The following is a 13,971-nucleotide window of genomic DNA, read 5'->3' as shown; positions in this document are numbered from 1 at the left end:
GCCCCGCATGGTCGAGCGCGCGCAGCGCGGCGGCCCGCACGCCGCACGGGCCGGCCAGCACCGCGAGCGGCAGCGGCTCGCCCGCGCGCGGCGTCCAGTCCGGCGCGGCGAGCCAGGCCAGCGGTTCGGCAAACAGCAGCGTGCCGTCGTCGCGCGGCGGGTCTTCGCCGGGCTCGTGCCGCACGATCGCCGCGTCGAGCCGGCGTTCGTCGTATTGCGCGAGCAGGCCCGCCGACATCCCGAGATGCATTTCCAGCGACAGCCCCGGATCCTGCCGATGCAGGCTCGTGAGCACGGCCGGCAGGTCGGGCACCGCGACGTGCTCGCTGACGCCGAGCGACAGGCGGTGCGTGCCGGCCGAGATCGCACCGAGCGCGTGGTCGTGCGCGTCGAGCAGCGCACGGGCGGCCGGCAGGAAGTTTTCGCCGTCGGCGGCCAGCTTGACCACGCGCGGCGTGCGCGCGAGCAGCGGCTTGCCGAGGTGCGCCTCCAGCCGCTTCAGCTTCAGGCTGACGGCCGATTGCGTGGTGCCGAGCGCGTCGGCGGCGCGCGTGAAGCTGGCGAGATCGGCGACCAGCACGAACGCGCGCACGGCATCGAGGTCGAGTACTTTCATTTCAAATGAAAATGAATGAAATATTCATTGATGACTGTTCATTATAGTTCGGCGGGGCTAACCTGATGCCGCGTTTCCGTTCTTCAACGTCACCGACAGGAGCAGGACCATGCCATTCACCCGTATCGCAGTGCGCGAAGGCAAACCGGCCGCATACCGCGCGGCGCTCGTCGACGGCGTGCATCGCGCGCTGATGCACACGTTCAACGTGCCCGAGGACGACATCTTCATGGTCGTCACCGAGCATGCGGCCGAGAATTTCGTGTTCGGCCGCCATTACCTCGACATCGAACGCAGCGACGATCTCGTGATGATCCAGATCACCGCGAACAACACGCGCACGCTCGAGCAGAAGCGGGCGCTGTACCGGACGATCGCGGAGAACCTCGCGCAGCAGCCCGGCGTGCGGCAGCAGGACGTATTCATCAGTCTTGTCGAGGTGCTGAAGGAGGACTGGTCGTTCGGCAACGGCATCGCGCAATACGCCGTTTGATGCGCGACAGCGCGACAGGGCCGGATCGTCGCCTGCGCGTTTTGACGGCGTGTACTATGGAAGTTGCTTCACGGACGACGCCGGCGCGGACGATGCGCCGGCGATCTTCATGTGCAGGAGCTTCCATGTCGCGTGTGCTGGAAATCGTGTTGTCGTTGTCGCTGGAAGGCTGGCCGGTCAAGGCTGGGAGTCGCGCTCGCGGCACGCAGCGCGATTTCGGCGCCGAGCTCGTGCGCGCATGGCGGATCTGCCCGCAGGTCCGGATGCGGCGCGGCCATGAGCGCGTGACGATCGAGCCGTGCCAGGTCGAGGAGGCCGAGCCGAGCCCCGGCGCGAGCTGGTGGACCTGGGTCGAGTCGAACGCGCATGGCAGGCGAGTCGTCGCGTCCCGCACGAAAGCGTTCGCGCCCGGCGTCACGCAGCGCGAATTGTTCGACGCGGATCACGCGGGCATCGTCGTCGCGATGCCGCTGCCCGTGCCCGCAACAGGCGCCGCGGTTGATGCCGATGCGCCAACGGGCGACGTCGACGAAGTCGACGGCGTCGCGCCGGACGCAACCGAGCGCCCGGCCGCCGGCGCGCCGCCCGAATCGCCGGCGCTGCGCCTCGTCAGCGACCGGCGGCGCGGGCGGTGGGCCGACGACAGCGGCGTCGTGGTCGAGATGACGCTCGATGACGTCACGCTGCACGGCGGTGGCGAGCCGCCGCGCCGCTACGTCGAACTGCGTCTCGCCGCGCCCGACTGGGAAACCTTCGCCGCGCGCGCGGCCGCGCTGCACGCGCTGTTTGCCGCGGCGCGCGAACTGAGCGGCGCGTGGCCCGCATTCGTGCAACTGACGAGCGTGATCGACCGCGCCTGTGCGGGCGAGCCGGCCGCCGCCGGGCCGGTCAAGGCGCGGCTCGTCGACCTGACCGGCATCCGCACGCAGCGTGCCGCGCTGTTCGCGCTGTCCGGCGACATCGCCGCACAATGGCTTGGCAACGAGGGCGGCGTGCTCGATCGCGACGATCCCGAATTCGTGCATCAGATGCGCGTCGCGCTGCGCCGCCTGCGCACGCTGATGCGCTTCTTTCCGCTCTTTGCCGACCGCCAATGGAAGGACGCGTTCGGCGTCGACCTGCGTTGGCTCGCCGCACTGCTCGGCACGGTGCGCGATTGGGACGTGTTCTCGACCGAAACCCTGCCCGCGCTGATCGCGGCCGACGGCGGCGGCACCGACTGGAACGGCACGCTCGACGCCGCGCGTGCGCAGTCCATGGCCGCGCGCGTCGAACTGCGGCAGGCGCTGCATTCGGCCCGCTATGCGCGGCTGACGCTCGGCTGGCTCGAATGGCTGAGCACGCTCGCGCTGCCGCCTGCCGAAGGCGGCGACGCGCCGTCGCTGCGGCGTCACGCGACGAAGCGCGTGCGGCGGCTGTTCGGCCATCTTTACGCATCGCCGTCGCTCACGTCGCTCGATACGGCTGCGCGCCACCGGGTGCGGATCGACGCGAAGCGGCTGCGCTATGCGCTCGAATTCTTCGCGTCGCTGGCATCGCGCCGCACGCGCAACGAGACGGTCAAGACGCTCGCGCGCGTGCAGAGCGTGCTCGGCGAATCGAACGACACGATGGTCGCGCTGCAACATCTCGAGCAACTGACGGCGCCGCCGTACCAGCTCGGTTTCGTGCGCGGCTACGGCGCGGCGCTCGAACAGCGCGCGGCGCGCGACGCCGAGACGCTGCTGGCCAGCCTGCGCCCGCCGAAGCTCGACGGCAAGCCGGGCTGAGCGGCGCGCGCTGAATATAATGGCCGCCCGTTTCCCGCATTCATACCGATGACCGACGCACCGCATTCTTCCCCGTCTTCCGAGCCGCTCGAACTGGGCGGCGAGCTGTGGCTGCGCGCGGGCGAGCAGACGCTCGGCGGCGCCACGCGCATCGCGCTGCTCGCGGCGATCGGCGACACCGGTTCGATCACGCGCGCGGCGAAGGCCGTCGGCCTCAGCTACAAGGCCGCATGGGATGCGGTCGACACGATGAACAATCTCGCCGGCGAACCGCTCGTCGCGCGTTCGACGGGCGGCAAGGGCGGCGGCGGCACGACGCTGACGCCGCGCGCGACGTCGCTGATCGCCGCGTTCCGCACGATCGAGCGCGAGCATCGCCGTTTCATCGACGCCGCGAGCGCGGCCGTTGCCGGGTTCGACGTCGACTGGGCGCTGATCGGCCGGATCGGCATGAAGACCAGCGCGCGCAACCAGTTGTTCGGCAAGGTCGCGTCGATCGTGCGCGGCACGGTCAACGACGAAGTGACGCTCACGCTGTCAGGCGGGCAGCCGATCGTCGCCGTGCTGACGCACGAAAGCGTCGATGCGCTCGGCCTGCGGGAAGGTGCGGACGCCTGCGCGCTGGTGAAGGCGTCGTGGGTCGTGCTGGCGGTCGACGATGGCGGGCCCGAGCTGAAGGTGTCCGCGCGGAACCGGCTGCGCGGCAGCGTCGAATCCGTCGCGGCGGGCGCGGTGAACAGCGAAGTGACGCTGGCGCTCGACGGCGGCGGGACGCTGACGGCCGTCGTCACCAACGAAAGCGTCGATGCGCTGCAGCTCGACGCCGGTCGGCCGGCGATCGCGCTGTTCAAGGCATCGAGCGTGATTCTCGCGGTGACGGGCTGACGGTGCAGGCACGGTAGCGCGTGCGTGCTGCGGCGATCGTGTGACGGACGGGGGCGAAGCCGGCGCCGGACGTCGTCTGCATGGCGCCGGCTTCGTTTCCGTTTTCAGCTTATGCCGCCGCGTGCGGCTTCTCTCAGGCTCCAGCGTGGCTGCCAGCGCCACGGCCCCGGCCTCGCGCGCTCACGCGACGCGCGTCGGCCACTCGGCGTGCGGCGGTGCCGCCTGCACGCGTCCTTCGCTCAATTGCACGACCTGGTCGCCGAACGCGGCGACGTCGTCGGGGTCGTGCGAGATCAGCACCATCGGGATGTCGAGCCGCGCCTGCAGTTCGGCGAGCTCGTGGCGCATGCGCTGGCGCATCGCGGCGTCCAGTGCCGCGAACGGTTCGTCGAGCAGCAGGATCCGCGGTTGCGCGACCAGTGCGCGCGCAAGCGCGACGCGCTGCTTCTGCCCGCCCGACAGTTGCGACGGATACTGCCCCGCGAGCGCGTCGAGGTCGAACGCGTGCAGCCAATACGCGACTTCGGGCGGCACCGTCTTCGCGCGCGGGTTGCGCAGGCCCGACGTCAGCCCGAACGCGATGTTCTGGCGCACGTTCAGATGCGGAAACAGCGCGTAGTCCTGGAACAGGTACGCGACGCGCCGTTCCCGGGTCGGCACGTCGATGCGGCGCGCGGCGTCGAACAGCGGCTCGCCGTTCAGCGTGATCGTGCCTGCGTCGGGCGACAGCAGGCCGGCGATTGCCTGCAGCGTCATGCTCTTGCCCGCGCCGGACGGCCCGAACAGCACGACGCGCTGCGTCGCCGCCGTGAACGACACGTCGAGCGTGAAACGGCGCTCGGCGTTCGCGTAGGTCTTGCGGATATCGACGACGAGGCTCATGCGGGCCTCCGCCGAAGCAAGCCGGCCGCCGCACGAGACAGGCGATACGGACGAGGCAGGCGCTTCATGTCAACTGGCTCCGCCGGGCGCGCGACGGCACGAGCCAGCCGGTCGCGAGCAGCACGAGCACGCAGGTGATCGACGTCACCAGCACGAGGAAGTTGGCCGTGTTGTCGTCGCCGGCCTGCACGGCCGCATAGATCGCAACCGACAGCGTCTGCGTACGGCCGGGCAGGTTGCCCGCGATCATCAGCGTCGCGCCGAACTCGCCGAGCGCACGCGCGAACGCGAGCAGCGCACCTGCGAGGATCCCGCGCGTGGCGAGCGGCAGCGTCACGCGGAAGAACACCGCGGCTTCGCCGAGCCCGAGCGTGCGCGCGGCGCGCTCGAGATGCGGATCGACGCCCTCGAACGCGGCACGCGCCGACTTCAGGATCAGCGGAAACGCGACGACCATCGATGCGATCACCGCGCCTTGCCACGTGAAGACGAGCTCGATGCCGAGCTTGTCGAGCCATGCGCCGAACACGCCGCGCCGGCCGAGCAGCACGAGCAGGTAATAGCCGAGCACCGTCGGCGGCAGCACGAGCGGCAGCGTCAGCAGCGAATCGACGACGTCGCGCAGCGGCGAGCGCCAGCGCGCGAGCACGAACGCGGCCGCGACGCCGAGCACGATGTCGAGCGCGGTCGCCCAGCCGGCGACCTTCAGCGACAGCAGCAGCGGTACCCAGGCGTCTTGCATCGCGATACGCTCACTTGCCCGCGGGCTTGAAGCCGAACGTCGACAGCACGGCCTGGCCCTGCGGCGACGAGACGAAGTCGACGAACGACTGCGCCTGCGCGGCGTGGCGGCTGTCCTTGACCACGGCGATCGGATAGGTGATGGCCGTCTTCGTCGGCACCGTCAGCGCCACCTTCACGCGGCCGGGCATGATCGCGGCGTCGGTGCCGAACACGAAGCCCGCGTCGACCTCGCCGCGCGCGACGTAGTCGAGGCTCTGGCGCACGTTGGCGGCCAGCACGCCCTTCGCGCTGACGGCATCCCACACGCCGGCCGCACGCAGCGCGCCTTCGGTGTAGCGGCCGACCGGCACCGATGCCGGGTCGCCGTACGCGATGCGCTTCACGCCGGGCGCCGTCAGGTCGTTCAGCGACGTCGGCGCGGCCGCGTGGCTGTCCGCCGGCACGATCAGCACGAGCGAGTTCGCCGCGAAATCGCGGCGCGTGCCGGGCACGATCACCTTTTCGTCGGCCGCTCGATCCATCGCCTTCTGGTCGGCCGACGCGAACACGTCGGCCGGCGCGCCCTTGGCGATCTGCTGCATCAGCACGTCCGACGCGCCGAAGTTGAACAGCACCTTGGTATCGGGATGCTGTTTCTGGTACGCGTCGCCGACGGCCTTGAACGCGTTCGTCAGGCTGGCGGCCGCCGACACGACCAGTTCGTCGGCGGAAGCGGGCGCGCTGAACGCGACACCGGCGGCGGCAAGCGCGGCGATCGGCAGCAGGCGGAGCAGGGTGCGGCGAAGCGGACGGACGATTGAGCGCATGGCGGATTCGTTGGAATGGGTGGAAACCGTAATCGTAATATAGGGTGGGTTATAACGCTTGGCATACCGCTCATGCGACGGTGCGCATGAAATGGTCAGACCTGAAGAACGGCGGGCGTGACGGCAGGACGCCCCGTCACGCGTGCAGCGTGTGCGTCGACGATTCGGTGCGCTGCAGCGACGACGGCTGCGACGCAGGGCGGTAGTTCGGGTTGGCCTTCCAGCGCGCGCGGACGAACGGGCGCTCGTGGCCCGACAGTTGCAGCGCGACCTTCGTGACCCAGCGATGCGACGGCACCGTGATGCCGTGCAGCGCGACGGTGACGAGTGCGAGGCTCACGATGACCGCGGGGGCCGACCAGCGGTGCGGCACCGCGCGCCACGAGCCGGCGATGAACGCGAGCGCAGCGATCGCGCCGACGATGCAGCCGGTGATCGATTCGGACGGCGAATGCGCGTCGAGCGCGACGCGCGACACGCCAACCGCGATGCCGGCCGCGAGCCCGAGCGCGATGCCGGCGATCCGCGCCGGCGTGCGCATGCGAATCAACATCAGGAAGATCGCGACCGGATAGACCGACGTCGACAGCATCGCGTGGCCGCTGAAGCCCGTGAAATCCCACGCACGGATGCCGATGCCCCAGCCGAGGAACGCGATCTTCGTGAGCGCGACCACGCCGATCGCGGCTGCGAGCACGCCGAGCCACGCGGCCGCACGCTGCCACGAGTAGCCGAGCGCGAGCCAGACGGCGATCGTGATCGCGAGCGGCAAGGTCAGGCCGGCGCCGCCGAACGCGGTGATCATGATCCACAGGTGAGACGGCAGGTCGAACATCGGGAAGGGGACGAACGAAGGCGGGGAGGATGCTTAAATCAACGCGCGAGCCGGGAAGAACGACTACAACGGATACAAGCGGCGAATCCCCAGTATAGCGCCGCGTGCGCACGAGCCCCGTTTTTTGCGCCGTCGGGAACTCACCGCGCGCAGGAAAAATCCCGGAAACAATGTTATGGTGCATTGCACAAAGTCGAACGATGCATCCGTTGCGGCGCCCTCGTTGCGCCCCTATTTTTCCTGACTGCGAGCCCGATCGATGACCAAAAGTCTGACCAAGGTGTGGCTGGGCGGCATGAAACGCATGCTGTCTCCGGTCGCCAAACGCGCGGCGCGCGATGCGCAACGCATCACACGCGACGCACTCGAGGCCGCCGCCTCCCCCGCCGTATCCGATCTGTCCCCGCCGCGCGAATCGCGCGTGCGGCCGCGCGCGGCCGCGTGGGCGGCGGGCGAGTGGACGCGCGGCGAACATCCGATGGCGCCCGCGCTCGGGCGTCTCGTCCAGAATCTCGCGTACGGCCTCTACGTGCCGCCCGGCCGCCGGCGCGGCGCGATGCCGCTTGTCGTGATGCTGCACGGCTGCCAGCAGTCCGTCGACGAATTCGTGCAGGGCACGCGGATGAACCTGCTGGCCGACAAGCACGGTTTCGCGGTGCTGTATCCGGAACAGTCGCTGCGCGCGCACGCGCACGGCTGCTGGCACTGGTATGAAGACACCGACCGCGCGGGACGCGGCGAGGCGAACGCGGTTGCGTCGCTGGTCGACGCGCTCGTCGACGAACGGGGTTTCGACGCGTCGCGCGTCTATGTCGCGGGGCTGTCGGCCGGTGCGGGCCTCGCGTCGCTTCTTGCGCTGCACCATCCGGACCGCTTCGCTGCGGTCGCGCTGCACTCGGGCCCCGCGCTCGGCGAGGCGAACTCCGGCATCACCGCGATGGACGTGATGCGGCGCGGCGTGCGCCAGAACCCGGCCGCAGCCGTCGATGCGCTGGTCGACGCCAGCGGGTATCCAGGCATGCCGGCGCTGATCGTCCAGGGCGACGGCGACCACGTCGTCGCGCCGAAGAACGCCGACCAGCTGACGGTGCAGTTCATGCGGCTGAACGGGCTCGCCGACAGCCGCGGCGCGCTGCGCGGCGGCGAACGTGTCGAGACGCGCGGCGCGGGCGCACAGATCACCGATGTCTGCCGCGACGGCGAACCGGTCGTGCGTCTCTGCCATGTGAAAGGGCTCGATCACGCGTGGGCCGGCGGCGACGAAGCCGTGCCGTTTCATGCGGCCGTCGGCCCCGATGCGAGCGCGATGATCTGGGCCTTTTTCGAAGCATATCGGCGCACTGTGGCGACGGAACGACGCATCGTCTGATCGACGCTGGCCAAAGACTAGGGTTTTCCCTATAATTCGGGAAAACCCTAGTCAAAGACCCTTTGGATTGCGAGATCGAACATGTACCTGCTGAGCCACCTCTTCCTGATGCTGACCAAGAACGCTGAAACGGCCCGTAAAGAGCGCGCCGAGGCGTACCTGTCCGAAGCAACCGACATCTACGATCTCGAATTCCGTATGCGCAAGATCGATCGCGAAGCGTCGATGAACCGCCCGTATTCGTTCGGCGCGCGCTAAGCAGCGCAAGGCGGGCCGGCCGGCCCGCCGTTCCGGCGAGTCACGCAAAAGGGCGCATGCGGCTTGATGCCGCATGCGCCCTTTTTGCATTCGTCGTCCTGCGTCGCGTCAGACGACCGTCAGGCGCACCGGCACGTTGTTGCGCGTTGCGTTCGAATACGGGCACACGTGGTGCGCCTTGTCGACCAGCGCCTGCGCGTCGGCCTTGTCGAGCCCCGGCAGCGACACGCGCAGCTCGATGTCGAGCCCGAAGCCGCCTGCGTCGTTCGGGCCGATGCCTACTTCCGCAGTGACCTGCGTATCGGCCGGCAGCGCCTGCTTGTTCTGGCCGGCGACGAATTTCATCGCGCTCAGGAAGCACGCCGAGTAACCTGCGGCAAACAGCTGCTCCGGATTCGTGCCTTCCGCGCCCGTGCCGCCGAGTTCGCGCGGCGCGGCCAGCTTCACGTCCAGCTTGTTGTCGGCGGATACCGCGCGGCCGTCGCGGCCGCCCGTGCTCGTGGCGCTCGTCTTGTACAGAATGTTCATCGTGCAGCTCCTGTCGGGAAAAGGGGAGAAAGGCGGCCCGGTCGAATGGAACGTCGCCGGCCACGGAGAAAATATAGAACACAAATCATTAGTGTGCAAATGAAATTTTGAAAAAAACCCGGCGGTGCCGGGCCGGTCGGCCGACGCTCGGTTCGTCAGCGTTCGTTGGCGGCCGACAGCGCGTCGCGCAACTGCTGGAGATCGGCGCGCAGCCTGATCAGGAACTCGGGCGTTTGCTGCATCGCGCAGAAGAGATCGGCGGGCACGGAGCGTGCGCGGTTCTTCAGCGTCCGGCCTTCCGGCGTCACGCGCACGTTCACGACGCGTTCGTCGGTCGCGCTGCGCACGCGCTCGACGTAGCCGAGCGCTTCCAGCCGCTTGAGCAGCGGCGTGACCGTGGCCGGGTCGAGGTCGAGCCGCGCGGCGATGTCCTTCACCGCGATGTCGTCGCGCTCCCACAGCACGAGCATCGCGAGATATTGGGGATAGGTCAGCGACAGCTTGTCGAGCAGCGGCTTGTACGCTTTCGTCATCGCGTGCGAAGTCGAGTAGAGCGCAAAGCATAGTTGCTCGTCGAGCGTCTGGGGCAGCGGGGGTGGGCGGTCCATGATTCGGGAGGCGCGGTGGACGCGCGAACAATTTGTACGCAAATTATTTTGCGCGCAAAAGATCGGATTGAACAGGGGCGCCCGGCTAGGAGCGCCCGGCCAAGGGCGGCGGGCGAGGATGCGCGGAGCGGCGCAAGACAGGAAGGGGCGCCGGGACGCAACCCGGCGCGGAGAACAGCGTGACGGCCGGCGACGCGCGCCGGCCGGGGCGGGCTTCAGCGGCCCGACGTGGTCGTCGGCGCGCCCGGCTCCTGCACGCCGAAGCAGCCGCGATAGGTTGCGTAGAACGAGCAGTACAGCATCGTGACGATGATGATCGTCACAGGCATCATGATCGTCAGCGCATAGGCGCCGGCGCCGAGCGCCTGCAGCAGCAGCGACAGCGCGAGCGACGTGCCGAGCGCGACGCCGAACCACAGCACGCCGTACACGACGAACGCGCCGCGATTGCGCCAGCAGCTGACGATGCTGAAGAACAGCGCCTTCGCGGGCGGGACGTCATGCCATGCGACGAGCACCGGCGCGAACCAGAACAGCATCGCGATCGGCAGATACAGCAGCGTCGCGAACATCAGCGCGCCGAACGTGCCTTGCGCGGCGAGCGTTTCCGGCGTCGTGCTCGCTTCGTCGGCCGCGCCCATCATCACGTGGAACAGCGCGCCGCCGTCCACGAACGACGAAGCGGCGAACACCAGCACCATCGACGCGACGTAGATCACGCCGAGCACGAGCAGCCGCTGGGTCGTGACGGTGCCGTACGAGCGGAAGCCATCGATCAGGATCGTCGGCATCACCGGCTTGCCGGCCACCGTGTCGCGGCACGCGGCCATGAAGCCGACCGCGATGCCGGGAATGAGCACCAGCGGCAGCGCCGAGCCGATCACGGGCACCATCGACACCAGCGTGATCGCCAGCAGGTACGTGAAGAACAGCGTGATGAACGCGAGCGGGTTCCGGCGGAACAGCCAGACGCCTTGACGGAACCAGACATAGCCCGTTTTCGCGGGCACTTCGATCAGTTGCATGCGGTTTGGATCTCGGGAAGCGCGGGCGTATGCGCGATACGCTCACGCAGGATGCGTTCGAAATGACCGGGGTCGTGCGGCTTGAGCATCTCGGCCGCGCGCGGCAGGTAGAAGTCGTACAGGCGCGACACCCAGAAGCGGTACGCGCCCGCGCGCAGCATGTCGCTCCAGTGGCGGCGTTCCTCGGCCGTGAACGGTCGCACGGTCTGGTACGCGCGCAGCAGCGCATCGGCGCGCGCGACGTCGAGCACGCCGGTCGCGAGGTCGACGCACCAGTCGTTGACGGTCACCGCGACGTCGAACAGCCACTTGTCGCAGCCGGCGAAATAGAAGTCGAAGAAGCCGCCGAGCCGCACGTCGTGGCCGGTGCCGGGCGCCGCGTGCGCGAACAGCACGTTGTCGCGGAACAGGTCGCAATGGCACGGCCCGGCCGGCAGCGCCGCGTAGTCGTCCGACGCGAAGAACGCGGCCTGGTGCGCGAGCTCGCCTTCGAGCAGCGTGCGTTGCGCGTCCGTGATGAACGGCACGATCGCCGGTACGTTCTCCTGCCACCACGGCAGGCTGCGCAGGTTCGGCTGGTTGCGCGGATAGTCGCGCCCCGCGAGGTGCAGGCGCGCGAGCATCTGCCCGACCTCGATGCAGTGTTCGACCCCCGGCGCGAGTTCGGCCGCGCCGTCGAGCTTCGTGACGATCGCGGCCGGCTTGCCGTGCAGCTCGCCGAACAGCGCGCCGTCGTCGCGCGGAATCGGATCCGGCACCGGCACGCCGTGGCCGGCCAGGTGGCGCATCAGGTCGAGGTAGAACGGCAGCTGTTGTGCGGTCAGCTTTTCGAAGATCGTGAGGACGTATTCGCCGCGCGTCGTCGTCAGGAAGAAATTGCTGTTTTCGATACCGGACGGAATGCCGCGAAACGCAAGCACGTCGCCCAGTTCGTAGTGGCGCATCCATTGCGCGAGATCGGAGTCGGAAACAGCAGTGAAAACGGCCATGCGGGATGCGTCAGGTCAGGGTGTCGGCACGCGGGCGGCATGCGTCGCGACAGCAGGTGAAGGGAGGCGGCGCGCCGCGATCGACGCGGCGCGTCGGAATCAGTAGCGCAGGTTCAGCGACGGCAGGCGCGTGATCGGGATGCCCGCGTCGTGCGGCTTCGGCGACGTGTCGGGCGTCGAGCTCATCTGGTAGCGCGTGCCGAAGTTCGACTTCACGTCGATCTCGACCGGTTTGCCGCGGTCGCGGTACTCGGTGACCTCGGTGCCGTTCTTGCTCTTTTCATGGAAGCTCGGCGTGCGTCGAATGTCGGCGAAGTCGACTTTCGACGTGACTTCGGCGCCAGGCCGGTTGATCTTGCGGAGATCGGGCAGGCCGGCGGCTTCGTTGGCCTCGGCCCGCGCCTGCGCGTCGGCGTCAGGCGTGGCGCCGGCGGCGTAAGCGACGCTGGCGGCGGCAAACGCGGCGGCAGCGGCGACGAGAATGAGCGGCTTCATGATGAGTCTCCAGTGAACTCACTGATTTTAGCAAATACTGCGCGTCATCCGGCCCTGGCGTGCGTATGGGCGGCCACGAGGGTGACCGGGTTCCGTGGTAATGTCGTCGGATCAGACGAGGTGATACAAATGAAGAACGACCTGAGCCGCCGGCACCGTGTGCTGACGCCCGAAAGCCCGCCGGTCGAGGCTTTCGACGATTCGATCGCCGCCGTCGCGCGGCTGTCCGCCATTTACGACACGAATACGGGCTTCCTGCGCGACGCATTCGCGCGCTATCGCCGCCACGAACCGATTACCGAGCACGTGCGCGCATGCTACCCGTTCGTGCGGATCCGCACCGACGTCAACACGCACGTCGATTCGCGCCGCTCGTACGGTTTCGTCGCCGGCCCCGGCGTGTTCGAGACAACGGTCACGCGCCCCGATCTCTTCGCGAACTACTATCGCGAGCAACTGCGCCTGTTGTCGAAGAACCACCATGTCAAGATCGAGATCGGCGTGTCGTCGCAGCCGATTCCGGTCCATTTCGCGTTTCCGGAAGGCATCCATCTCGAAGGCGAGCTCGACCGCGACCGCCTGCTCGCGATGCGCGACATCTTCGACACGCCCGACCTGTCGTATCTCGACGACCGCATCGTCAACGGCACGTTCGAGCCGGCGCCGGGCGAACCGCATCCGCTCGCGCTGTTCACGGCCGCGCGTGTCGACTTCTCGCTGCACCGGCTGCGTCACTACACGGCGACGTCGCCCACGCATTTCCAGAACTACGTGCTCTACACGAACTACCAGTTCTATATCGACGAGTTCGTGAAGCTCGGCCGCGAACTGATGACGGAGAGCGACGATCCCGAGGTGCGCGCGTACCGCAGCCAGTACGGCTCGTTCGTCGAGCCGGGCGATGTCGTCACGTACAACGCGAACCTCGGCAGCGAGCCGGCCGAGGGCGCCGCGCCGCCGCGCCTGCCGCAGATGCCAGCGTATCACCTGAAGCGCGCGGACGGCAGCGGGATCACGATGGTCAACATCGGCGTCGGTCCGTCGAACGCGAAGACGATCACCGATCACATCGCGGTGCTGCGTCCGCACGCGTGGGTGATGCTCGGTCACTGCGCGGGGCTGCGCAACACGCAGCGTCTCGGCGACTACGTGCTCGCGCACGGTTACGTGCGCGAGGATCACGTGCTCGACGCCGACCTGCCGCTGTGGGTGCCGATCCCGGCGCTCGCCGAAGTGCAGCTCGCGCTCGAGCGCGCGGTGGCCGACGTCACGCGGCTCGAGGGCGTCGAACTGAAGCGCGTGATGCGCACGGGCACCGTCGCGAGCGTCGACAACCGCAACTGGGAGCTGCGCGACCATCGCGAGCCCGTGCAGCGGCTGTCGCAGAGCCGCGCGATCGCGCTCGACATGGAAAGCGCGACGATCGCCGCGAACGGCTTCCGCTTCCGCGTGCCGTACGGCACGCTGCTGTGCGTATCGGACAAGCCGCTGCACGGCGAGCTGAAGTTGCCGGGCATGGCCGACACGTTCTATCGCGGGCAGGTCGATCAGCATCTGCAGATCGGCGTGAGGGCGATGGAGATCCTGCGCACGAACGGGCTCGACAAGTTGCATAGCCGCAAGCTGAGAAGCTTTGCGGAAGTGGCGTTTCAGTGATGTGAACACCGGC

General features: G+C 68.5%; 16 protein-coding genes. 6 read left to right on the top strand and 10 right to left on the bottom strand.

Annotated features, from left to right (window positions below; all coding sequences use genetic code 11):
• Positions 1–616: LysR family transcriptional regulator (locus AC3WLY_RS28445; protein WP_492332736.1), on the bottom strand; the 616-nt coding region annotated here is incomplete at its 3' end.
• A gap of 109 nt (positions 617–725) precedes the next feature.
• Here AC3WLY_RS28445 and AC3WLY_RS28440 point away from each other — a divergent pair.
• From AC3WLY_RS28440 to AC3WLY_RS28430, 3 genes are all read left to right on the top strand, one after another.
• Positions 726–1,109, top strand: a complete 384-nt coding sequence (locus tag AC3WLY_RS28440) for a tautomerase family protein (protein WP_047901420.1) — start codon at positions 726–728, stop codon at positions 1,107–1,109.
• A 125-nt stretch (positions 1,110–1,234) separates the two neighbouring features.
• Positions 1,235–2,878 (top strand): CHAD domain-containing protein, encoded by a 1,644-nt coding sequence (locus tag AC3WLY_RS28435; protein WP_492332735.1) that lies wholly within the window; start codon positions 1,235–1,237, stop codon positions 2,876–2,878.
• A 48-nt stretch (positions 2,879–2,926) separates the two neighbouring features.
• Complete coding sequence (locus AC3WLY_RS28430; RefSeq protein WP_492308477.1) at positions 2,927–3,763, top strand: TOBE domain-containing protein; 837 nt, start codon at positions 2,927–2,929, stop codon at positions 3,761–3,763.
• Positions 3,764–3,943: 180 nt separating this feature from the next.
• On the opposite strand, the gene AC3WLY_RS28425 is transcribed toward AC3WLY_RS28430, so the two are convergent.
• The 4 genes from AC3WLY_RS28425 to AC3WLY_RS28410 all read right to left on the bottom strand — a co-directional run bounded on the left by AC3WLY_RS28425 (position 3,944) and on the right by AC3WLY_RS28410 (position 7,030).
• Entirely contained in the window at positions 3,944–4,645 is a 702-nt protein-coding gene (locus AC3WLY_RS28425; RefSeq protein WP_175958656.1) for a sulfate/molybdate ABC transporter ATP-binding protein, read from the bottom strand.
• A 64-nt stretch (positions 4,646–4,709) separates the two neighbouring features.
• The gene (gene modB, locus AC3WLY_RS28420; protein WP_072439394.1) at positions 4,710–5,387 is read right to left on the bottom strand and encodes a molybdate ABC transporter permease subunit; all 678 of its coding nucleotides are present in this window, start codon (positions 5,385–5,387) and stop codon (positions 4,710–4,712) included.
• 10 nt (positions 5,388–5,397) lie between these two features.
• Positions 5,398–6,195, bottom strand: a complete 798-nt coding sequence (gene modA, locus AC3WLY_RS28415; protein WP_175958657.1) for a molybdate ABC transporter substrate-binding protein — start codon at positions 6,193–6,195, stop codon at positions 5,398–5,400.
• A 136-nt stretch (positions 6,196–6,331) separates the two neighbouring features.
• Complete coding sequence (locus AC3WLY_RS28410) at positions 6,332–7,030, bottom strand: phosphatase PAP2 family protein (protein WP_347064979.1); 699 nt, start codon at positions 7,028–7,030, stop codon at positions 6,332–6,334.
• Positions 7,031–7,289: 259 nt separating this feature from the next.
• On the opposite strand from AC3WLY_RS28410, the gene AC3WLY_RS28405 reads away from it, so the two are divergent.
• Positions 7,290–8,399, top strand: coding sequence for an extracellular catalytic domain type 1 short-chain-length polyhydroxyalkanoate depolymerase (locus tag AC3WLY_RS28405; protein ID WP_492308478.1), 1,110 nt, complete (start codon positions 7,290–7,292; stop codon positions 8,397–8,399).
• 81 nt (positions 8,400–8,480) lie between these two features.
• Positions 8,481–8,657, top strand: a complete 177-nt coding sequence (locus AC3WLY_RS28400; RefSeq protein WP_065502568.1) for a DUF3563 family protein — start codon at positions 8,481–8,483, stop codon at positions 8,655–8,657.
• Between the two features lie 108 nt (positions 8,658–8,765).
• On the opposite strand, the gene AC3WLY_RS28395 is transcribed toward AC3WLY_RS28400, so the two are convergent.
• From AC3WLY_RS28395 to AC3WLY_RS28375, 5 genes are all read right to left on the bottom strand, one after another.
• The gene (locus AC3WLY_RS28395) at positions 8,766–9,185 is read right to left on the bottom strand and encodes an organic hydroperoxide resistance protein (protein ID WP_492308479.1); all 420 of its coding nucleotides are present in this window, start codon (positions 9,183–9,185) and stop codon (positions 8,766–8,768) included.
• A gap of 155 nt (positions 9,186–9,340) precedes the next feature.
• The gene (locus AC3WLY_RS28390; RefSeq protein WP_492308480.1) at positions 9,341–9,793 is read right to left on the bottom strand and encodes a MarR family winged helix-turn-helix transcriptional regulator; all 453 of its coding nucleotides are present in this window, start codon (positions 9,791–9,793) and stop codon (positions 9,341–9,343) included.
• 215 nt (positions 9,794–10,008) lie between these two features.
• On the bottom strand, positions 10,009–10,818 hold the full coding sequence (locus tag AC3WLY_RS28385) for a BPSS1780 family membrane protein (protein ID WP_175958662.1): 810 nt from the start codon (positions 10,816–10,818) through the stop codon (positions 10,009–10,011).
• The gene (locus tag AC3WLY_RS28380) at positions 10,809–11,807 is read right to left on the bottom strand and encodes a homoserine kinase (protein ID WP_034185187.1); all 999 of its coding nucleotides are present in this window, start codon (positions 11,805–11,807) and stop codon (positions 10,809–10,811) included. Before AC3WLY_RS28380 ends, AC3WLY_RS28385 begins: the two co-directional genes overlap by 10 nt.
• A 99-nt stretch (positions 11,808–11,906) precedes the next feature.
• Positions 11,907–12,302 carry a hypothetical protein gene (locus AC3WLY_RS28375; protein ID WP_034185188.1) on the bottom strand — a complete coding sequence of 132 codons (396 nt, stop codon included), beginning with the start codon at positions 12,300–12,302 and terminating at the stop codon, positions 11,907–11,909.
• 129 nt (positions 12,303–12,431) lie between these two features.
• Between AC3WLY_RS28375 and AC3WLY_RS28370 the strand changes: the two genes are divergently transcribed.
• A complete protein-coding gene (locus AC3WLY_RS28370; protein WP_492308481.1) occupies positions 12,432–13,958 on the top strand; it encodes an AMP nucleosidase in 1,527 nt (508 codons plus the stop codon).
• The last annotated feature ends 13 nt before the right edge of the window (positions 13,959–13,971 follow it).

The organism is Burkholderia sp. FW306-1C-G01B, from assembly GCF_058781685.1.
Note: the sequence above shows the minus strand (reverse complement) of the source record. Positions and strands in the feature narration are given on the sequence as shown.

Coding starts and splice junctions, on each gene's coding strand:
- AC3WLY_RS28440 (WP_047901420.1), top strand. CDS start 726: ATGCCATTCACCCGTATCGCAGTGCGCGAAGGCAAACCGGCCGCATAC.
- AC3WLY_RS28435 (WP_492332735.1), top strand. CDS start 1,235: ATGTCGCGTGTGCTGGAAATCGTGTTGTCGTTGTCGCTGGAAGGCTGG.
- AC3WLY_RS28430 (WP_492308477.1), top strand. CDS start 2,927: ATGACCGACGCACCGCATTCTTCCCCGTCTTCCGAGCCGCTCGAACTG.
- AC3WLY_RS28425 (WP_175958656.1), bottom strand. CDS start 4,645: ATGAGCCTCGTCGTCGATATCCGCAAGACCTACGCGAACGCCGAGCGC.
- modB (WP_072439394.1), bottom strand. CDS start 5,387: ATGCAAGACGCCTGGGTACCGCTGCTGCTGTCGCTGAAGGTCGCCGGC.
- modA (WP_175958657.1), bottom strand. CDS start 6,195: ATGCGCTCAATCGTCCGTCCGCTTCGCCGCACCCTGCTCCGCCTGCTG.
- AC3WLY_RS28410 (WP_347064979.1), bottom strand. CDS start 7,030: ATGTTCGACCTGCCGTCTCACCTGTGGATCATGATCACCGCGTTCGGC.
- AC3WLY_RS28405 (WP_492308478.1), top strand. CDS start 7,290: ATGACCAAAAGTCTGACCAAGGTGTGGCTGGGCGGCATGAAACGCATG.
- AC3WLY_RS28400 (WP_065502568.1), top strand. CDS start 8,481: ATGTACCTGCTGAGCCACCTCTTCCTGATGCTGACCAAGAACGCTGAA.
- AC3WLY_RS28395 (WP_492308479.1), bottom strand. CDS start 9,185: ATGAACATTCTGTACAAGACGAGCGCCACGAGCACGGGCGGCCGCGAC.
- AC3WLY_RS28390 (WP_492308480.1), bottom strand. CDS start 9,793: ATGGACCGCCCACCCCCGCTGCCCCAGACGCTCGACGAGCAACTATGC.
- AC3WLY_RS28385 (WP_175958662.1), bottom strand. CDS start 10,818: ATGCAACTGATCGAAGTGCCCGCGAAAACGGGCTATGTCTGGTTCCGT.
- AC3WLY_RS28380 (WP_034185187.1), bottom strand. CDS start 11,807: ATGGCCGTTTTCACTGCTGTTTCCGACTCCGATCTCGCGCAATGGATG.
- AC3WLY_RS28375 (WP_034185188.1), bottom strand. CDS start 12,302: ATGAAGCCGCTCATTCTCGTCGCCGCTGCCGCCGCGTTTGCCGCCGCC.
- AC3WLY_RS28370 (WP_492308481.1), top strand. CDS start 12,432: ATGAAGAACGACCTGAGCCGCCGGCACCGTGTGCTGACGCCCGAAAGC.